Source organism: Paenibacillus sp. NPDC058367 (assembly GCF_042723305.1).
GTDB lineage: Bacteria > Bacillota > Bacilli > Paenibacillales > Paenibacillaceae > Paenibacillus_AQ.
The window spans coordinates 41,911-61,821 of record NZ_JBHXIZ010000012.1; the positions used below are offsets into that span (position 1 = coordinate 41,911).

The following is a 19,911-nucleotide window of genomic DNA, read 5'->3' on the forward strand; positions in this document are numbered from 1 at the left end:
GGTGTATAATTCCACACAGCAAAGCGAATTCCTTCTTTTTGATTCCATAAAATACCTAAAAAAGAAATATATTTTTTAGGATCTGTTGTTTTCGACACGCATCGGGTGATTTTCTTAATATCCCTTACGTTTTCGACAATTTCCACGCTTTTTGAAAACAAAGAAACGTCAATCTATCAAGAGGAAAAGTAGTTACCCGGATGCGCGGAAATCCGCCGCTCTTTCGAGTCTACCTCGCTTAGTTTCACTAAAGAAACATAGTCATGCAACAGACGCTCTTCCGTCTCTACTGCACCTGATTCGACCAACACACCCACTCCAGCAACTTCGGCATTGAACTCACCGAGTAAATCAACCATCCCTCGAACGGTCCCGCCTGCCTTCATAAAGTCATCTACAATGAGTACCCGTGATTTCTCCTTGAGTGCTCGTCTAGAAAGAGACATGGTATGTATGCTCTTATGTGATCCAGATACATAATTAATGCTTACTGCTGAGCCTTCTGTAACCTGATGATCACGTCGTACCAGCACCACTGGCAAGCCGAGCTGTGCTGCCGTTGCATAGGCTAGCGGAATCCCTTTAGTTTCTACTGTCATCACCACATCGATTTCCGATCCATAAAAGGCCGTTGCGATGATCTTCCCAGCTTGCTCCATCAAAGATGGCAGTCCAAGCAGGTCCGACATATACAAATAACCACCAGGCAATATCCGATCTGTCTGTTCCAGCTGCACACATAAACGTTTAACAAAAGAGAGCGCCATTTCTTTAGGCATCACAGGAATATAACGTACTCCACCTGCTGCACCGGCTAAGGTCTGAAGCTCTCCAATGCCCTCACCTTCAAATACTTCTTTTATGATTGCCAAATCTTCACTGATGGAGGACTTAGCCGCTCCATACCGATCGGCAAATATAGACAGCGGCAGTAGGTCATGTGGCCGCTCAAGTAAAAACTGAGTCATGTCTACCAAACGTTGGCTTCTTTTTAATTTCTTCACGGAATGCTCCTCGCCAAAACCGAATATTTTATGAAAAATATATCACTTTTGTACGGGTTTACACAAGAGAAGCATACTAATTGAGTGATCTCACTGCATAGACTTCCTTGCAGAACCCTCGCAGTCCATTATAAATTCTTGCTACTTTAGACTGCTTGGACACTAAACCGAACACTGTAGGACCGCTGCCGGACATTAACACTCCGTCTGCTCCGAGCTTAACCATCGCCTCTTTGAGCTGCTGGACCTCTGGATGTAGCTTTAGGGTAACATCCTCAAGCACATTGCCCAGATGATTACACACGCCCCCAAAATCTCCAGCTTCGATCGCGTCCTGCATCTTTCGAGCCGAAGGATGAACAGCTATATTATTGCTCCGCACACGTCCGTATACTTCCGCAGTCGATACATTGATAGGTGGCTTAGCCAATACTACCCAGCATTGCGGAGGATTCTTAATCGGCGTCAGCTTCTCGCCACGACCTGTTGCCAAGGCAGTGCCACCTGTAACGCAGAAAGGCACATCTGAGCCAAGCTCAGCGCCAAGCTCCTGCAGCTCCTGCGCAGGTATACCTAGGCGCCACAGTCGGTTCAGACCACGTAGGGTAGCCGCTGCATCACTGCTGCCGCCAGCCAGGCCAGCTGCCACCGGTATTCTTTTATCCAGATGGATATGTACACCACTCTTCACGTTATAACGCTCTTTAATAAGCCTAGCCGCTTGAAAGGCCAGGTTCTTCTCATCTAGGGGAATATAACCCGCTTGACTTGATATTATAATAGTATCCCTTGGCAGCTCAGACAGCTCTAAACGGTCTGCTAGATCTACCATGGTCATAATCATTTCCACCTCATGAAAACCGTCAGCACGCTTGTGCAGCACATCCAGCATCAAATTAATTTTAGCTGGTGCCTTCTCATACATTTTCAAGGCGTTCACCCACCTTCAGCTTTTCCCGTAAAAACAACTTAACATATTATATGAAAAACTTCTAATGAAGTCCAATAATAAAAGGGTGTCGCCAGTTAGACGCACCCTTTTTCGTTAAATAATTGTTCACACGCTAAAGATTAAGATTTCCGGGCAGCCTCTTCAGCGAGCTGAATCGCTCTTTTCACCATATTACCTGCATCCTTCGCCCGTATTCCTCCCCAGCCTTCACGTTCCACAGTTTCGTAAAAACCAAGCTCCTTGGCTAACTCTGTCTTTAGTTCTTCCGACATCATGCCTCGTTTTCTGCGGCTCATTACGGAATTCCTCCCTTATGAAAGAAAATGATAAACCGATTGCTCAATTAGTATGCTTGCTTAGAACAAGGATCATTCACTGAATATTCACGCAAAAAAAAGAAACAGTCGTCCTTTATGAAGGACAACCGTTTCTGATACAAATAAAAAACAGCCTCCAAAGGAAGCTGCCCGTGAAACATTAAGCTTTAATATACATAATCCGCATCTGCCCATCGTCTTCACATACTGTGATTTCCACAGATTCAGTAAGGATATCGGCATAGCTATAGGAGACTCGCTTGAATGTTTGCTGCTCCTGATCCAGTTTGACAATAAATACAGAAGGGTACGTTTCTTCCAGGACACCGGTGCGTTCTACGGTTTTACGACGACCTCCGTTTGCACGCAACGTGATCTTATGACCGACGTGAGCTTCGAGACTGCGTTTGATTTCCAACAGCGCGTTATTAGCCATTGCCTGACGACCACCTCTTTTCTTGTCCATTATACAACTTCCCCAGGTGTTTGTCAAAGCAAATAAATAATTATAGATGATGAATATTTGGTTGTCAACGGAATTTTTTTGCGGGGAATCAGAGGCGAACTAATAGCCTTGTTATCTGTAATAGGTTTACCACAAAGCAAGAAAAATAACATTGTCGATCTTTAAAGATAACTACCATTTCACACAAGCATAATCGCCTTTGGCGTCGTCCCTACAAGGACGGTTAGCGTTTATGCGGGAAATATAAGGATAATGTATAGCGTGAAACTTATACTTTCTTATATAAAAAAAGGGTTAAGCTCATCGCTCACCCTTTCTTCGCGTTACTCTATTCGGCCACTCCAAATTACATATTAGCTTTGAAAATAGACCAGTACCTGTCGATTAAATTGCGGAAGGTGTCACTTTTAGTGCTGACAGGTTCTGCAGACGCGGCATCCCAATACGGAAGCTGCCACGGGTCTCAATACCGCCGATTCCCTGATTACCACTAATGGTGTTGTTCAAAACCTCACTCAGATTCACCGTATCCCTAATGGGCGTGAACGACGATTTTGCCGCTACATAAACTGGGTCTAGGGCATGGATCAATATCCGTCCAGGAGAACTGGCGAAATTCGCCCCTGCCCCCAGCAGTGCTTCAAAATGTGACTGACAAGCACCTGCAACAATCGTCAACGCATCAAAATTTCGCTCATAATCCCTAGCTACCCTAATAGCAGCTACGAAGTTTTGCGAATTTTTATAGCTGCTCAGACTGTGAAGATCGTAAGTATGCTGTTGCTTCAGCACCCCGTCATGACCGGTAATCACCACAATATCTGGACGCACGCGGGGCAGCAGCCGGTATAAAGTGTCAGCCATTGCGGACTCATGAACATGATGGCCTTCAGCAGGGATCCGCAATTGCTCGTATAAGCTAAGGCTCTTATTCAAATACGCTGGATCGCCATCCAGATGCAGTACTTTTCCCGGCACTTCAAAATAAGCAGCTTCCTTGGGCGATGGAGCCCATGCTCCTTCTGATAGAGCGCTCCCGCTCCTCTGACTTTGCTCCTGTCGGTCTTTCCGCAGCTGTGTCAGTGATTCATTCGCTTTAATCTGTGCCTGCTGTCCTCGTTCCGTAATTCGGGTAGGAGGCACTTGAACCAAGTCATTCAGAGGAGAATCCGCCAACAGACGGAAATCTGTGCCTTTAATGACGGCTCTGTCCTGCACAATATGATCTACACGAAAAGTCAAATCTCCGCCATAAGATTTACGAACGACCAAGTCTCCTAAATTCATTACAACCACCACCTCTACCCCATCGTATGGGCAAAGGCCTCAGTTGGTTCATAACTAGCTATGTTTTTAGCTTATTCAATTCCAGCAGCCAACAGAACACCGCTTAATCGGGCGTATTCTTCTAGACTTAACGTTTCTCCACGACGTGTTGGTTCAATACCAGCTTCTGCGAGTAAAGCCTCCAGACGCTCACGTCCCTCTTCAGGGAAGTAACGAGCCTTGAGATTGTTAGCAATCGTCTTGCGACGCTGTGTGAAAGAAGCTTGGACGACCTCAAAGAAGTGCTTCTCACTCTCAACTTCTACCGGTGGACGCTCTCTTACCTTTAGACGGATTACAGCGGACTCCACATTAGGTTGAGGAATGAACACCGTACGCGGCACAATGCAGACGAGCTCAGGCTCGCTGTAGTACTGCACGGCAATGCTAAGACTCCCGTATTCCTTTCCTCCCGGAGAAGCGGCCATACGCTCCGCAACCTCTTTCTGAATCATTACAACAATGTTATCAAGCGGAAGCTTCTCTTCGAGCAGCTTCATCAGAATCGGAGTAGTTACATAATACGGCAGATTGGCAACTACGCTTACCTTGTTCACGGATGCAAAATCTTCTTTGAACAGCTCCTGCAGATTTACATTCAGAACATCATCATTACGAACCTTAACATGCGGATAAGGGGAAAGTACGTCCCTTAAAATAGGAATCAGCCTACGGTCGATCTCCACAGCGGTCACTGCACCAGCGGTTAGCGCCAAACGCTCCGTCAGGGCACCAATCCCAGGACCGATTTCCAATGCCCCTGATTCGCTATCTAGCCCAGCAGCGTCAACAATCTTGTCCAATATATTTTGATCAATCAAAAAATTCTGTCCTAAGCTCTTCTTGAACTTGAATCCATAACGTTGAATAATTTCTTTCGTCCGTTTTGGAGTCGAAATTTCCTCTCTACCACTCATGAAGTAATGCCCCCCTGATCAATTTGGGCGAGAGCTCCGGCAAATTCCTCCCGCGTAATTCCAAACATCGCCAGCCGCTTGTACAGCTGCTTGCCATTACAATATCCGATTCCAAGCAAATTACCAAGTGCCATACGTCTTTCAGCTGCCCGAGGGTGTACAAGCATTCCAGCGGCCATTAAATCATCAAGTCCAATTAAAGCAGGTGCACCTTCAAAAGAGGTATGTACATTCCGCAGCGCATGACGAATCGCCTCTGGTGAAGCGTTCTCCACACCGATATCTCCCTTGCGGGTTGCGTCCTTCTCAGGAATGAAGGCATGCTTACAGCCCGGCACCTTTGCGGACACAATCTTACGAATTCGTTCACCCGCATGATCCGGGTCAGTAAGGATAATCACTCCTCTACGCTCCATAGCAAGCGCGATCTTCGCAATTACGGTCCGGTCTACAGCCGAGCCCCCTGTTTCGATCGTATCTGCTTCTACAGCGCGTTTAACAGCGACGGTATCACTCTTACCTTCAACGACAATTAATTCCTTAATCATATCTCTTGACTCCTTCCAAAAAAAGCAAAAAAGAAGAGGTTTCGCTCCTCTTCTTTTGGTTAAAGAATGTATAAGTGATGAGCGGTTGCTCTGCGATCAACGAAATGATCATCTGGCGTTCCTTAACGGTTATCATCACTATAGCTTATCAAAGAATAATTTGCAAAAGCTTCAGCCTAGTTTAACTCCGGCTTCACAGGTCCAATCACATAAACGGTACGTGATTTACGACCGAAATTACGCACATGGCTCAGTGAATCGTAATAGACATCTACTTTATTGCCTTTAATGGCACCGCCAGTATCTTCTGCTCGGCGGAATCCAAGCCCCTCGATATATACCCACCAGCCAATAGGAATTACATTCGGGTCTACCGCAATTGTACGACCTTCCGTTACGCGTGTTCCGGAAGCAGTTTTGTTACCAATACCTGGCTCTTCTGATGAATAAGCTGTCATGGAGACGTTCTTAATCATCTTCTTGTACTCAAAGTCTACGCCAGCCTTGCTTGTGACATTATTAGTCTTAGCGCTAACCTTAGCCGTTTTTGAAGTGGTGTTTGATTTGGAAGTTGTTGTAGTCTTAGCTACAGCCGGCTTAGGAAGTGCTTTGGTACCAACGGCAATAATCTTATCTTTCGTTACCGTTTGTACTTCCTTACCAATCATGCGCATAGAGGCCAGTTCTCCGTCTTGGTAGATCTTCTCAATATGCTGAATCATGACGCCTGGTTTGCCTGCCTGTGCCACTCTAACTGTTCCCACAGTAAGGGAGGGGTCTGCTGTCTTGATGACTCTGAAGGGTAAGTTAGTTGTTCGCTGTACGGTCTGTTTGTTGATGCGAACAATCTTAACCTCCATGTTTGCAGAAATGGTGGTGTCTAACGAAGGGAAAATCTTATCATGACCTTCTAGGGTAATGCCCATTTTCTCAATTGCTTTACCAATTGTGTCCTCGGTCGTATATAACGTTTTTGTTGCTCCATCCGCAGTAAGACTAATTTTCTGCGCACGATTGATAACGACACGGTCACCGTCTTTTATTTCATCACTCAGACCTAAAGATAGTTCATCATGCGGCTGCAGCGAAATTTGCTCTTTCTCCAACACATCACCAAGAAGCGCTTCCCGCGTTTCAAGCGTCTGTGTTTGCCCGTCTATTACTAAAAATAATTGTTTGTTACTTTGACCGTGTACGTACAGCAGAATAAGTAGCGCGATAGCGACTGAAATCACGCCTGCAAGTAAAAGTACGCGAGTATTTACTTGCTCCCACCGTAATGCGAAAGACCTGCTGGATGACTGCGAATCATGGGATACTTCTGGTTGGAATACGCCCATTCTCTCCATCCTCCTTACATAGCCCCGTCGTCAATTGTATATCATGAGGACTGAATTCCTTTGACGAAACTATTTGAGATTGTCACAGGACACGCACGTAATAACTTAGCGTCTCCTGCTCATGGATCGCCTGCTCGGCACAGCTACTCCCACCCCTGTTATATAACAGTATGTGGGCAACATTCTATTTATTCAAAAATAAAAAAGCCTAAAAAGAGTTCAACTGAGGACTCTTTCGTGGCTTCTCCAATATCAGAATAGAGAATGCTTGTGCACGAGGTTGCCTCTCTTACTTGCGCTTACGGGGTTAGCTGTCGGGTTCGGACGAAAGAGAGACGCCCTATTTCAGGTCACCCGCTCATGGCGGTTGCCCTTAAATTCACCCCAAAGACCACGTGAAGAAATCAAATACTGTCCTACGGCACGTCTAAACCGTATTTAAAATACAGGCATGCGGTAGGTCAATATTGGTTCCCCCGTTCTCCATACGGAGACTCAGCGAGACGATCCATGAATCAATGGCTGTCACTATAACACAGCTCACATCACTGAAAAGATGATATCCTGTTTTGATGCATGTTGTAAAGGACGATTCAACCACGTTTACGCAAAAATATGGTTAAAATATTGTAATATTCAGCCGTTTTTATATTAAAAAAGTTTAATATATCGGCCATTCTCTATTTTTCACCTGTTTTGCTCCCGTTTTCACTCAATCCCAAATCGTTCCAGTGCGTTCGCATACGTTATTTTAGCCAATTCTTCCCATGTTAACCCTTTAATTTCAGCTGCTGCCTCTGCTACAAGCTTCACATGAGCGCTCTCATTTCGCTTCCCGCGGAAGGGGTGTGGAGTCAAATATGGAGCATCGGTTTCGATCAATAATCGGTCTAGTGGTGTCTGCGCAAGCACTTCTTTTGGCACTCTTGCATTTTTGAACGTAATGGGTCCTCCAAAGGATAAATGAAAACCAAGATTCAAGCACATTTTAGCTGTTTCCCAGCTTCCTGAGAACGAGTGCATCACGCCTCCAACCTCATTTGCTTTTTCCTCCCGTAAAATCCGTACAACATCCTCATGTGCATCACGATCATGAATACAAATCGGCATATTTAATTCACGGGCTAGTCCAATTTGCTTGCGAAAAACTTCATGTTGCACATCCTTGGGAGAAGTATCCCAGTAATAATCCAGTCCGATTTCACCAATAGCCACTACTTTTTTATGACTGCATAGAGAAGCGATCCAATCGAGATCTCCTTCTTTCATATCAATCGCATCCTGAGGATGCCAACCCACTGCCGCATAAATATAATCATAAGATTCCGCCAGCTTCATCGTTGAGGGAATCGTCTCCCGATTAAATCCGATATTAATCATCTTGCTAACTCCTGCTTCTACAGCACGAGCGATAACTTCTTCGCGATCCTCGTCGAATTGAGGTGCATCCAGATGCGTATGTGTGTCAAACAGAAACATTTTAACCCTCACTCCTTGTTCTTTTTTAGATATATAACAATATAAGTTTCACGCTATCCGTGATATCTTATTTTTCTACTCTTCTTGTCAAAAATCCCATATTTTCTTGTATTATTTTGCAAAAATCTCTGCAATAGAAGCAGGCAATCGCGTAAGCGCATTTCTTAACTTATCCTGAGGAAAATAAAGATGATATCTTCCACGGTGAATGCCGCTAATAGAACGCACAATATCCGACACCTCTGAAATTTCCCGCAGATGATCATGCCGATCAAGCAGCAGAATTTGTTTATTGTCAAAAGCTTCTCCCGGACGGAACACATCATAGGGCAGATCTGTCGGAAAATCAATCTCCAAATCATATTCTGGGTGAAGTCCCGCTGCCGCAAAACTGCTGCGAATTTCAGTAATCATTTCTGTATCGAGATTCTCCACCTCAACATATTTATAAAGTTTACGATGAATAAAACGGGTACACAAGTCGCTTAGTAGCTCATCTTTCTCAAGCGTCCACTGCATAAAAGCCGTCTGTACCAGTGCTTCATCCAGCATTAAATACTGCTTCACTGTCACCTCACCACGGAACAAATCCTCCAGTGGATTAATCATGAAACTAAAATTGTACCCCTCTTGGAAAAGCTCCTTGGCTCTACGAAAAATTTGTCGCAAAATAATCTCTGAGCTGCGTGTCACCGGATGAAAATAGACTTGCCAGTACATTTGATAACGCGACATTAAATAATCTTCAATGGCATGCATTCCCGATTCTTTTACAACAATTCGACCATTATAAGGACGCAGCATTCTTAAAATCCGATCAATGTCGATCGTTCCATAGTTTACACCTGTATAGTACGCATCACGCAGCAAATAATCCATGCGATCAGCATCTAGCGGACTCGAAACCAGATTTACAACAATTTCATGCTCATAAGTTTTAGCGATTACAGAGGCTACTTTACGAGGAAAATCCTCCTCCACATCACGCAAGATCTCAGTAATCTCTGTGTCCTCCAGAATAATTCGACAAGTCCAATCCTCATGATTCATTTCAAAAGCTTCTTCTATAGAATGGGAAAATGGACCGTGTCCCAGATCATGCAGCAAGGCCGCACACAAGGTGAGCAGACTTTCTTCAGGAATCCAATCCTTATACCCGCTTCGTTCAAATTGCGAAATAATTCTACGTGTAATTTCGTACACCCCTAGGGAATGAGAAAACCGACTATGCTCTGCGCCATGAAAAGTAAGATACGAGGTACCCAGCTGGCGAATACGACGTAAACGCTGAAATTCCTTTGTATTTATTAGTCGCCAAATAATAGTATCCTGCACATGGATATAATTGTGAACCGGATCTTTGAAAACCTTTTCTTCTGTGAGCGGCTGCTTCATGAGATCAACTCCTTTATTAAATTTAGTATGATTTTAACCAATATAAGTATATAATAAATAATTATGTCGTACTTTGTCGAATAGTGACGTTTTTAGTCTTGGTAAATCGACAAAGTTTATTTTTTCACTTTTTTTAGAATTCGTGATTGTTATAGGGAATTCAAAGTTTTCGTGAAAAAGCACTTATTCAACAGATGAAAAAAGGTTGACTGTTTTGGGAATCGTTGGTATTATAAATATCATAAAACAGTGAACAATGTCGAATAATGACGTTTTTGGAACATTGAGAGGAGTAACGATTGTTATGATGAAATCAACAGGAATTGTAAGAAAAGTAGACGAACTTGGACGGGTAGTTATTCCCATTGAATTGCGCCGTACTCTTGGCATTGGTGAAAAAGACGCACTTGAAATTTACGTTGATGGTGAGCGCATTATGCTTAAGAAATATGAGCCTGCCTGCATTTTCTGCGGCAACGCTGAGAACGTAACTTACTTCAAAGGAAAAATAGTTTGTCATGAATGCATTTCTACTATCCCTACCCCTGTGACAAACTAAAATAAATAGTATATAATAGAACTAATCAAATTGTTAATTCTAACCTTTTCATATCTCCTTGACCTCCCGTGACCGCGGGAGGTATTTTTTTTCTGCAATCACCTGTGTTTCCTGCCCAAAAGGTGTCTACAAGGATTAACTCCCCTCATGACACCTAATAATGATGGGGAATGCGGTGAGAGCATGAAGCAAATCGAGTTTTTACCATGATCTGGTCTATCTTGGGCTTCCTTTTGGGAACCACCTTCAGGCTAGAATCTCGTCAGCTTCGTAATACCCCTCCGCACCTTGTTAGCCTCTTAGAATTAGAATCCGTCAATAATACTTACTGCTGCTCCGTTTTATCCAGAAGTGCGTTATAAATATCCCGCTTTGACACACCACGATCAGAGGCTGCTTTTTTCATAGCTTCTTTACGCGGCATATCTGCTGCTTCGTAATGAGCAACATGTTCTTCAATATTTAACTGGCGCCACCAAGCCGATTCCGCCATTTCAGCATCTTCCTTGCTCTCGCCTTCAACGACGATAACATACTCACCAAGCGGTGGATGTTCAGCGAGCCAATCCGTACATTCCTCGATCGTCCCACGTAGAAACTCCTCATATCTCTTCGTCAGTTCACGAGCAAGCACAATTCGCCGATTGCCAAATGCTTCATGGAGATGAGCCAGTGTCTTCACCACGCGATGTGGAGATTCGTAGAACAGTATAGTCCCTTGCGCCGAACGAAGTGGACTTAATACCGCACGGATATCTTTACGTTCTCGAGGTAAGAAGCCGATAAAAGTGAAAGTAGTCGTAGGCAGACCAGAGGCAATTAATGCTGACAAAGCTGCGTTAGCTCCGGGTATAGGAATTACTGGTATACCATGACTTATGGCAAGGGCTACAAGGTCTGCACCAGGGTCGGAAATGGCTGGTAAACCGGCATCGCTGACGAGTGCCAAATTTTTTCCTTCTATTATATAGCGGATAAGTTCAGGTCCACTGGCAGCCTTATTATGCTCATGATAACTGAACAGCATAGAGGGTGTAATTTCAAAATGGCTCAACAATTTCCGAGTTTGTCTTGTATCCTCAGCTGCAATAATATCGCATTCCTGCAAAGTGCGGACAGCACGATAAGTCATATCCTCTAAATTACCGATGGGTGTTGCCACCAAAAAAAGTGAACCGGTTGATTCCTGCTTATGTGTATTGTTATTGTTCTGAAAACTGCTTTGGCATGATATCGTCATGATTTACCCTCTTTAGCACCATAGTAGATGTCCATAATTTCTGGACAGTATTGATTGTCCTCATTATATACAATGAGTGGTGGATGTAAACGAACCTCCGGCTTACCATCACGTATCGCTTCAATTAATACCATATTAGCTTCCAGATGCGCACGTGGATGTACAAAGCGAATAATCTTAGGCTCGAGCCTATATTTTCTCATAAGACTAATAATATCGACCAATCTTTGTGGCTTGTGAACCATACTTACCTTTCCACCGGTGCGAACCAGTCTCACACAGGCTTGAATGACCTCCTCCAGCGTACACCCGATTTCATGACGAGCCATAGCCTGATGAGTGTTCAGCTTGAGGTCACTGCCGTTAAGCGGCATATAAGGAGGATTGACTGTTATTGCATCATATACGCCATGTCCTGCTACTTTATATAACTCACGTAAATCGCCTTCATGGATCACAACCTGATCCTGTAGCCCATTTAGAGCCACGCTACGCCGAGCCATATCCGCTAAACGGGGCTGAATTTCAATCCCTTCTATAGAAGCTTTAGTTCGGGTCGTCATCAAAATAGGAATTACACCATTCCCAGTACAAAGATCCAGGACTCTCCCACGAGGCGGAACGCTGGCGAAACGGGCAAGCAGTACAGCATCCATAGAAAAGCTAAATACTTCGTCACTTTGAATAATGCGCAAGTCATGCGTTAATAAATCATCCACCCGCTCCGTCGGCAACAAAGGAACAGATATATCATTAAAAGAATTTGTCATGTAGTAATCTCCTAAATGTTTTGTTGAGCTAAAATTCAAAAAAAACCGTAGGATCAATCTCCTACGGCTGGATATCCTCATTTATTAAGAAAAGAAAGACAGAACAGACAATCACCTTCCGTACGTAAATGTCCAAAATAAACATTACAGATGTGAAAGCCTTCATGGTAAAGCCGGGCCAAGTTGTCATAACCTTCCCCGACAACCTCTTCTGTTCCCTCTCCGGCAGCTAAAAGAGCTTCCGCCTCCGCAGAATCTACGGTAGGATCCAAAGGTGCATCCCGCTTTAAAATTTTGCGAAGCTGTTCATTCTCCAGAGTTAACCTCTGATTAGCTTCCATCAGTTCTTTTACCGTCTGTTTCCATTCTCCAAGATTGGCGCGCATCGTTTCCATCTGTGCTTCCATATCCTGCATGTGTGCAAATATATTTTTCTTCTCCAAGTTTCCACCCCGAAAGTAACCTTATAATGGTTTACTTGACGACAACATCATCCATTGGAAGTTCCTTAACTTTGCCCACTTCAAACAACTGTACATGAACCGTACGGCTTCCGGCATTAAGTCCTACTACTTTGCCATCACCCAATGAGGTCACGACAATCTTGCCGACCGCTGGCATTTCTTCCTTTACACTCTCATAATTGTCATGCTCAAATTTCAAACAACACATCAGACGTCCACAAAGTCCTGAAATCTTCGTCGGATTAAGTGACAGGTTCTGATCCTTCGCCATTTTAATGGATACGGGTTCAAAATCCCCTAACCAAGATGAACAACAAAGCACTCGCCCACAAGGTCCAAGTCCACCTAGCATTTTAGCCTCATCACGCACCCCAATTTGCCGTAGCTCAATGCGGGTCCGGAAGATACTTGCTAGATCTTTAACCAATTCTCTAAAGTCGACCCGTCCTTCGGCCGTAAAGTAAAATATAATCTTATTACGGTCAAAAGTAAACTCTACATCGACGAGCTTCATTTTGAGACCGTGGTCGCGTATTTTATTTAAACAGGTGGTAAAAGCCTCTTTAGCGGCCCCTTTGTTCTCTTCAACTACGCGTGCGTCGGTTTCTCCGGCAATACGCATCACTTTTTTGAGGGGCAAAACTACGTCGGATTCTTCCACCTCTTTTTTGCCTACGACAACTTTACCGTATTCAACCCCACGTGCTGTCTCCACAATAACATGTTGATCCCGTTCAATCGGAAAATCAAGTGGATCGAAATAATATATTTTACCCGCTTTTTTAAAACGGACACCTACTACGCTGTACAAAAATTAACCCCCTTGTTTGCCGGTAAAAGGAATCTATGGGCATGTCCGCTCCCTGATGATCCATGCTTCCTTCCTCGTCTGTTAAAACGATATTTCCAGGTAAAGCGACATCCGGAGGATATATCATAACTAATCCTTTAACTTTCCAGTCGGATTAAAAACTGCTCCAGACACAATTGGGCATTGGCATTGGATCGCAGCTTCTTAGTGCTCTCTGCAGCAAATCCCATATAAGCCACCCATTGTTCCGCACTCCGCTCACGGGCATGCCTGGAAATAAAGTCTAACTGATCTATGAAAACGATACTCTCATGCTTACGATACAGGAAGTAAAGCATATCTTTAAACCACAGATGGAACATGCTGAAGAAGATATCCAAATGTTCAGCGAGTCCGGTCTTGAACAGCTTCTGCCCAGCAGTTGCTACAGCGGAGCTGCCCTTGCCTAAGGACTCCTTAGCTAATTGTAACATTACATTTCTCATTTCTGCAAACCAATTCTGTTCCAAAAGTTTCCTGCAACCATCAAGTCCTGAACTAAGTGATACTGCACATCGAGCTAAGGGTATGGGAACGCCCTCACTTGCCAGAGCTTGGAGCATAATATCCGGGTTTAACGGACTAAATGGAATCCGCTGAGTCCGCGACTGAATGGTTGGCAATAAGGAACGGCTATTATCAGAAATTAAGATTCCAACAGCCGGAGCTGGTGGTTCCTCCAGAAATTTCAGCAGACTATTGGCAGCTTGTACCGTCATTTTGTCTGCTCCATCTATAATATAAACTTTCGGATTCACACCCTCTGACCGATAGGAAAAGACGCGCTGCAGCTCACGGATTTGATCTATTTTAATACTTGCTCCATCTGGCTGCAGCAGTGACAAATCAGGGTGGTTTCCATGTTCTACTTTGCGGCACTCCAGGCATTCCCCACAGGCATCGTCCTTGCTCTGGGTACAAAATATAGCTTGGGCAAACATCAGCGCCGTTTTCATTTGTCCACTGCCTGCCGGCCCTGTAAATAAATAAGCATGACTCACAGCTTCTTTGCGCAAGGCGTTTTGGAGTAGCCGCTTGGCGTTCTCCTGGCCTACTATATCATGAAAAGGCATAATTTCCTCCCAAAACTTTCAAACATAAACGCCTTTATCGTCCTTATAAGGACGATAAGTGTTTAATCGAGAAATATAAGGCTAAAGTATAGTGTAAAGCATATACTTTCTTATATTTTAAAAAGAAAGGTTGATTAACAACCCACGGATTTCTCCAACGCGTCCTAACAGATCGATCCGGCCTTGCTCACTATTCAGCAAATCATCTGCCATTGATAGCAAAGCCGAATCAATTTCCTCAAGCAGCTTGTAACGCTTGCCACGTCCACGTCGATCCCATCCGCGTGTTTCCTTCAGAATGACGCCTCTTCGAGCCGTTTCCTCCAGAAATCTTTTGATCATCATCCGGTAGATGGTAAGCTCACGAATCGTCATAGACTTAGATAAACGATCGCCTTGAGACTGTATTTCTTTGATCTGGCGATTCAGTTCATCTTTGGTTTTCTGCTCACTTTGCTGCTGAAAAACATCAGAGAACGTTTTTTGCTGAACGGGTTTGTTAGCCCCTTCTGCATTTGGCATCTCACTCTTCAAGGGCCTATACCCCGGATTGATCTTCAAAGGTTATCTACCGCCCTTTTTATAAATGGCTTGCTAATCTATATTATACTTAATAATGTTCAAAACGATCTACAGGAAGTACGAATACAGTAGCTCCACCGACTTGTACCTCAACAGGAAGCGGCAAATACGAATCCGTTGTTCCACTCATCGGTGTTACAGGAGTGACTAGCTGTTCACGCACTTTACAGCTGTTACGGATCACGGTCAATACGGATTCAATCTGACTGTCTTCTACCCCGATCATAAATGTCGTATTCCCTGCCCGTAGAAATCCACCTGTACTTGCAAGTTTAGTAGCACGGAAATTGGCTTTGACTAGCTCACTGGACAACCGGTTACTGTCTTTATCCTGGATAATTGCAATGATCAACTTCATCTTCGCATTCCCTCCCAATATTTTTATGGTGTATTACTACTTAGAGTTACTCGTAGTAACCCTTACTTCATAAGCACACGCCTAGTTATATGTTACTTCTCTTAGTATATTAGACAAAACACCTTAAAAACCCTTTAATACTCTCTCTTCAAGAGTTCTCACGATATCTTGTTCTACCATATGAATGGGGCGATTAGCATCCAGAACTACTATTCTGTCCGGATTGGCCTGGGCTAATAATTGATAGCCTTCACGAACCTTCTTATGAAAAGAAAGGCTCTCCAGATCCAGACGATTCACTTCCCGTTCTTGATTCGCTGCAATCCGTGACAACCCTATCTCTGGGTCTACATCCAGATAAAAGGTTAGATCCGGCATACGGTTCCCTATCGCAAAACGATTAATACTCCATACCTCTTCTATTCCGAGTCCTCTCGCATGTCCTTGATAAACGAGGCTGCTGTCTACAAAGCGGTCACAGAGTACAGTAAGCCCTTCTCTAAGAGCCGGTTCAACGACTTCGGCGAGATGTTGGCTTCTTGATGCAGCATATAGTAATGCCTCTGTACGCGCATCCATAGCTGTATGGGCAGGATCTAGAATAATGGAACGAATCTTCTCAGCAATCTCAACGCCACCCGGTTCACGGGTAATTCGATAAGGCATGGACCGGTTCTGTAAATAGGCCGTTACTCTACCTAGTACCGTTGTTTTTCCGGAGCCTTCGCCTCCTTCTAATGTTATGAAGAAACCTTCTTTTCCCACTTATGCTTCTCCGCCTTTCTGAATGTTGTATACCTCAATACGCTGCAAGACCGGATCAGCACAAGCCTGGAATTTGGCGCCTCCTTTGGCTAAACCAGCCAGCCTTCTTTGGATCTGATCTGTGATCACTTCACCCGGATATAATACCGGGATGCCTGGTGGATAGGGAATAACCATCTCTGCCGCCACTCTACCCACGCAATGTTCAAGATCAATGCTTTCAATTTCATTTGCTGACACCGGCTTCAATGAGAAGGGGACAGGATCTGAGATTTGTAAAGAATGGAAATTGTTCCACGTGGAAATATTGCGAGCGCCTGATAAGTCGGGGGCGTTCTGTGATTCGGAAGGTTCCTCCGAATCTATTTCCCGCAGCGCCTGCAGCAAATGATCTGCATCTTCAGCCTTCGATCCAAGGCTGAACAGCAGCACTACGTGCCGGTCATCGCTCATCTCCGGCACGCAGCCCTTTATTTCGAGCTTGCGCTGCAGCTCGAAGCCGCTCAGGACCCCGGTGGCGTCATAAATGACGACTTTAAAGGGGTCCTGTGTCACATACGCCGCCAAAGAATCAGGCGGCGTATTCAGGTGCAGCGGCTCTGCCGGCTGCACTAGTCCGTAGCGCGGCAGCTCCGCGAGCCCGCGCCGCAGAACGTCCACGGCGGCCAGCCCCGCCGAGAAGGCACCCTTGCCCCGGCTGTGCAGCAGCCGCCGGGCAAGATCCAGCGACGCCATCATAGGATATGATGGGCTGGAGCTCTGCACCATGGCGAGCCGCTGCCGGAGCAGGGCGCGGTTGAGCCGCGGCCCTTGAACATGCAGCATAGCGCCCATGGTCATCGCTGTGAGCATCTTGTGCGTGGACTGCACGACGCCGTCCGCGCCACAAGCAAGTGCCCCGGCTGGCAGCGCCGGGTGCTGCCCGTAATGCGCCCCATGCGCCTCATCCACAAGCAGCGGTACACCGCTGTCGTGACAAATACTCGCGAGGGGCGCAAGATCACTACCCATGCCGTAATAATTCGGCATAGTAACAAGTACAGCTGCGGCTTCAGGATAGGCTGCAAGTGCAGCCTTAACAGCTTTGGCCGCCGGCGCCACTGCCAAGCCGCTAAGTGGATCAATCAGAGGCTCCAGAAAAACAGCACGTACTCCAGCCAACATCAGTCCATGAATGACTGACTTATGCACATTGCGTTGAACAATCATAATCATTCCAGGCTCGGGACAAGCGGTTAGAATAAGAGCCAGATTGCCGGCTGTGCTCCCTCCAACCAGAAAAAAGCTTTCCTCTGCTCCAAAGCAGTCTGCTGCCAACTCTTGCGCTTCCTTGATAACTCCCTCAGGATGATGAAGATCATCCGTTCCGGAAATTTCCGTAACATCATACTTCATTACCTCATCTAAAAAGCCAGCGCCTTCAACGCCCTCATATGCCTCTCCATTCTTATGACCTGGCACATGATATGATCTATTACCCATAATTCTATATTGTTCCAGCATTTCGTATATAGGCGCCCTACAACGTTGTAATTTATTCATATTAAATTCCTTCCCATAGGGTTCCTTCTATTTTAACGTAAATATTCGCAAACGCCTACGCTTCAGTGTAAAAGCAGCCCTATGGACAAGAAAACGGCTCCTCCCGCCTGAAGAACGAGGAAGCCGTGTATTGAATATCACTAATGCAGCCTTCGTATCTTTCATCCAGACCGCTCTCTTAATTGCATCATTTAACAGAGTTACTCTACTTAGGCGTTCTTTTGCAATCCAATCTTCTTCATCCGGCCGATAAAAAAACGGTACTTGGCATCTTCAGCCTCGGTACGTATCATCTCAGCCTCACATTCCTCACAAATAAAATGCGAGACAATCACAATACCTTCCTCTTTTACCTGTCCACAAATGATACAAGCTTGCCCGGTTTGCTGTTCCATAACCATCCCACCTTGACTCTTTTAAGAACAGTATGATACACCTTCTATCATTTTAAACCTTTTCATAGTTTTTTCATATCCTTCGTATCGTGCATTATATATATTCCGTTGCCGTTATATCGGTGAATTTTCGCCGCAGTTTAATAAAATACATCCAATCGCCGATATTAAGAACATACGAATTCACGAGGAGGTTAGACTATAATCTATGGAACCCACTACCAAAGGTGCAGCTACATTCTATCAATATAAACTAATTAAAAAAGTCAATCTAACGGCACGCCTGCTGCCTATTTATATTATGCTTCCCTTATTAGTCCTTGTGCTCGAAACCGTATTTCTTTCCTGGTGGAGCATTCTTTACATAATCATAGCAGCGCCTGTAGCCTTCTGGGTTCAATATGTCATTTCACGCTCAGTTCTTTTAATCTCAGGACACCCCATTTCAAAAAGATGGTCTGTCTCATTTAAACTGCCTTGGTTAGGGTTTATGCCTGATCAACATATTAGTTACCGTATATTCCGTAAAGTACAACTACATAATTTCTATATCGGTCTTTGTATTGCAGCACTCTTTATTTTCTGGTCACCGCCAGCATTTACAGTATCACTGATCACTTGTCACTTATGGCTCCTACTGCCTCGTCTTTATACTCTGTTCAGACTGAATCGACAGGATCAGGGAGGCATGCTGAAATTCAATCCGACCGATGTATCCTATTACTCTCAATAAAGTGCAGCAGTATAGCTCATATTATTTTCATGTATTAAAAAACAAACCGCCATCCTTAGGGATGGCGATTCTTTATTTCGTCTTAAGGCCTTTAATGGAGGTCTTCTTTTCTTTAGGAATCATTACTACAAAATAATCATCGTGCACTGTTAAATGAACCGTTAACCCATCCTTCAGAAAAACGCCCGAAGAATCACTATCATCATCTTCCTGTTCTGTCCATCCCCAGGCTTTAATAGCCTCCAAATAAGGATCCGGAATACCATTCTTCTCCTTTAATCCAGGTAAAGAATAACGTACATAATCCATAGCAACGTTAGTAGTGGTCTGGTCTGGTGAGTTTGCCTCATGAGGGACAGGGAAGCTTTTCTCATTCAGTGCACCCTCGAAAGTATCCCACTTAGGTTCTTTAGCCCCGCAACTTGCCAGTATTAAAGTTAAAATACAAGAAATCATTATTAACTTGAATATTTTTAATTGTTTCATGCCTTAAATCCTCCCTACCTCTACAATGCATCTAAAGACACAAGAAAATTCAAAGTTAGAATTTATGAGTAGTTCCTTCGTATTAAAGATCTGCTAACTATTAGCACTTTTCTATTATACTTGTATCCACCGCAGCGTCGGTAACAAAAATGTCATTCCACAGTAACCTATTCTACTGTTATTACTAGCCTTAAATACTTGCATAATAAAAAAAGAAAAAAAGCCACTGCTGATATTATCAACAATGGCTTAATCTGCTTGGCAACGTCCTACTCTCCCAGGACCCTTCGGTCCAAGTACCATCGGCGCTGGAGGGCTTAACGGTCGTGTTCGGGATGGGTACGCGTGGA

General features: G+C 44.5%; 23 protein-coding genes, 1 rRNA gene and 1 riboswitch. Of the genes, 2 read left to right on the forward strand and 22 right to left on the reverse strand.

Features of this window, described 5'->3' with window-relative positions:
• Positions 1 to 176: 176 nt before the first annotated feature.
• The 10 genes from purR to ACFWMP_RS30920 form a co-directional block, all read right to left on the reverse strand.
• Positions 177 to 1,004, reverse strand: coding sequence for a pur operon repressor (gene purR / locus ACFWMP_RS30875; protein WP_042183840.1), 828 nt, complete (start codon positions 1,002 to 1,004; stop codon positions 177 to 179).
• A gap of 76 nt (positions 1,005 to 1,080) precedes the next feature.
• Positions 1,081 to 1,935 (reverse strand): 4-(cytidine 5'-diphospho)-2-C-methyl-D-erythritol kinase, encoded by an 855-nt coding sequence (ispE, locus tag ACFWMP_RS30880; RefSeq protein WP_042183839.1) that lies wholly within the window; start codon positions 1,933 to 1,935, stop codon positions 1,081 to 1,083.
• A gap of 140 nt (positions 1,936 to 2,075) precedes the next feature.
• Positions 2,076 to 2,252 (reverse strand): small, acid-soluble spore protein, alpha/beta type, encoded by a 177-nt coding sequence (locus ACFWMP_RS30885; RefSeq protein WP_042183837.1) that lies wholly within the window; start codon positions 2,250 to 2,252, stop codon positions 2,076 to 2,078.
• 181 nt (positions 2,253 to 2,433) lie between these two features.
• Positions 2,434 to 2,709 carry a biofilm formation stimulator Veg gene (veg, locus tag ACFWMP_RS30890; RefSeq protein ID WP_019914493.1) on the reverse strand — a complete coding sequence of 92 codons (276 nt, stop codon included), beginning with the start codon at positions 2,707 to 2,709 and terminating at the stop codon, positions 2,434 to 2,436.
• A gap of 414 nt (positions 2,710 to 3,123) precedes the next feature.
• The gene (gene yabG / locus ACFWMP_RS30895) at positions 3,124 to 4,026 is read right to left on the reverse strand and encodes a sporulation peptidase YabG (protein ID WP_042183835.1); all 903 of its coding nucleotides are present in this window, start codon (positions 4,024 to 4,026) and stop codon (positions 3,124 to 3,126) included.
• 71 nt (positions 4,027 to 4,097) lie between these two features.
• Positions 4,098 to 4,982 carry a 16S rRNA (adenine(1518)-N(6)/adenine(1519)-N(6))-dimethyltransferase RsmA gene (gene rsmA, locus ACFWMP_RS30900; RefSeq protein WP_042183833.1) on the reverse strand — a complete coding sequence of 295 codons (885 nt, stop codon included), beginning with the start codon at positions 4,980 to 4,982 and terminating at the stop codon, positions 4,098 to 4,100.
• Positions 4,979 to 5,530, reverse strand: a complete 552-nt coding sequence (rnmV, locus tag ACFWMP_RS30905; protein WP_042183831.1) for a ribonuclease M5 — start codon at positions 5,528 to 5,530, stop codon at positions 4,979 to 4,981. The genes rsmA and rnmV overlap by 4 nt, the downstream gene beginning before the upstream one ends.
• Before the next feature lie 176 nt (positions 5,531 to 5,706).
• A complete protein-coding gene (locus tag ACFWMP_RS30910; protein ID WP_042183829.1) occupies positions 5,707 to 6,870 on the reverse strand; it encodes a resuscitation-promoting factor in 1,164 nt (387 codons plus the stop codon).
• Between the two features lie 281 nt (positions 6,871 to 7,151).
• A riboswitch (cyclic di-AMP (ydaO/yuaA leader) is annotated at positions 7,152 to 7,381 on the reverse strand.
• 197 nt (positions 7,382 to 7,578) lie between these two features.
• Positions 7,579 to 8,349, reverse strand: a complete 771-nt coding sequence (locus ACFWMP_RS30915; protein ID WP_042183828.1) for a TatD family hydrolase — start codon at positions 8,347 to 8,349, stop codon at positions 7,579 to 7,581.
• A gap of 111 nt (positions 8,350 to 8,460) precedes the next feature.
• Positions 8,461 to 9,744, reverse strand: coding sequence for an HD domain-containing protein (locus ACFWMP_RS30920; RefSeq protein WP_339244181.1), 1,284 nt, complete (start codon positions 9,742 to 9,744; stop codon positions 8,461 to 8,463).
• A 304-nt stretch (positions 9,745 to 10,048) separates the two neighbouring features.
• On the opposite strand from ACFWMP_RS30920, the gene ACFWMP_RS30925 reads away from it, so the two are divergent.
• Positions 10,049 to 10,303: an AbrB/MazE/SpoVT family DNA-binding domain-containing protein gene (locus ACFWMP_RS30925; protein ID WP_042123095.1), complete on the forward strand. Its 255-nt coding sequence runs from the start codon at positions 10,049 to 10,051 to the stop codon at positions 10,301 to 10,303.
• A gap of 325 nt (positions 10,304 to 10,628) precedes the next feature.
• On the opposite strand, the gene rsmI is transcribed toward ACFWMP_RS30925, so the two are convergent.
• From rsmI to ACFWMP_RS30975, 10 genes are all read right to left on the reverse strand, one after another.
• On the reverse strand, positions 10,629 to 11,543 hold the full coding sequence (gene rsmI / locus ACFWMP_RS30930; protein WP_042183824.1) for a 16S rRNA (cytidine(1402)-2'-O)-methyltransferase: 915 nt from the start codon (positions 11,541 to 11,543) through the stop codon (positions 10,629 to 10,631).
• Positions 11,540 to 12,313, reverse strand: a complete 774-nt coding sequence (locus tag ACFWMP_RS30935; RefSeq protein WP_042183822.1) for a tRNA1(Val) (adenine(37)-N6)-methyltransferase — start codon at positions 12,311 to 12,313, stop codon at positions 11,540 to 11,542. The genes rsmI and ACFWMP_RS30935 overlap by 4 nt, the downstream gene beginning before the upstream one ends.
• Positions 12,314 to 12,390: 77 nt before the next feature.
• Positions 12,391 to 12,756, reverse strand: a complete 366-nt coding sequence (yabA, locus tag ACFWMP_RS30940) for a DNA replication initiation control protein YabA (RefSeq protein ID WP_042123089.1) — start codon at positions 12,754 to 12,756, stop codon at positions 12,391 to 12,393.
• 31 nt (positions 12,757 to 12,787) lie between these two features.
• Positions 12,788 to 13,588, reverse strand: a complete 801-nt coding sequence (locus ACFWMP_RS30945) for a PSP1 domain-containing protein (RefSeq protein ID WP_076286882.1) — start codon at positions 13,586 to 13,588, stop codon at positions 12,788 to 12,790.
• Between the two features lie 137 nt (positions 13,589 to 13,725).
• Positions 13,726 to 14,700: a DNA polymerase III subunit delta' gene (gene holB, locus ACFWMP_RS30950; RefSeq protein WP_042123085.1), complete on the reverse strand. Its 975-nt coding sequence runs from the start codon at positions 14,698 to 14,700 to the stop codon at positions 13,726 to 13,728.
• Positions 14,701 to 14,817: 117 nt separating this feature from the next.
• Positions 14,818 to 15,261, reverse strand: a complete 444-nt coding sequence (locus ACFWMP_RS30955; protein WP_042183820.1) for a YaaR family protein — start codon at positions 15,259 to 15,261, stop codon at positions 14,818 to 14,820.
• Positions 15,262 to 15,310: 49 nt separating this feature from the next.
• Entirely contained in the window at positions 15,311 to 15,640 is a 330-nt protein-coding gene (locus ACFWMP_RS30960) for a cyclic-di-AMP receptor (protein ID WP_042183817.1), read from the reverse strand.
• 123 nt (positions 15,641 to 15,763) lie between these two features.
• Positions 15,764 to 16,405, reverse strand: coding sequence for a dTMP kinase (gene tmk / locus ACFWMP_RS30965; protein WP_042183814.1), 642 nt, complete (start codon positions 16,403 to 16,405; stop codon positions 15,764 to 15,766).
• A complete protein-coding gene (locus ACFWMP_RS30970; protein WP_379426126.1) occupies positions 16,406 to 17,947 on the reverse strand; it encodes an aminotransferase class I/II-fold pyridoxal phosphate-dependent enzyme in 1,542 nt (513 codons plus the stop codon).
• Between the two features lie 209 nt (positions 17,948 to 18,156).
• Entirely contained in the window at positions 18,157 to 18,342 is a 186-nt protein-coding gene (locus ACFWMP_RS30975) for a sigma factor G inhibitor Gin (RefSeq protein ID WP_042123074.1), read from the reverse strand.
• Positions 18,343 to 18,550: 208 nt separating this feature from the next.
• On the opposite strand from ACFWMP_RS30975, the gene ACFWMP_RS30980 reads away from it, so the two are divergent.
• Positions 18,551 to 19,075, forward strand: coding sequence for a hypothetical protein (locus tag ACFWMP_RS30980; RefSeq protein WP_042183802.1), 525 nt, complete (start codon positions 18,551 to 18,553; stop codon positions 19,073 to 19,075).
• A gap of 72 nt (positions 19,076 to 19,147) precedes the next feature.
• Here ACFWMP_RS30980 and ACFWMP_RS30985 read toward each other — a convergent pair whose 3' ends face one another.
• Positions 19,148 to 19,561, reverse strand: a complete 414-nt coding sequence (locus ACFWMP_RS30985; RefSeq protein WP_042183800.1) for a hypothetical protein — start codon at positions 19,559 to 19,561, stop codon at positions 19,148 to 19,150.
• A 256-nt stretch (positions 19,562 to 19,817) separates the two neighbouring features.
• A 5S ribosomal RNA gene (gene rrf, locus ACFWMP_RS30990) occupies positions 19,818 to 19,911 on the reverse strand; the annotation flags it as partial.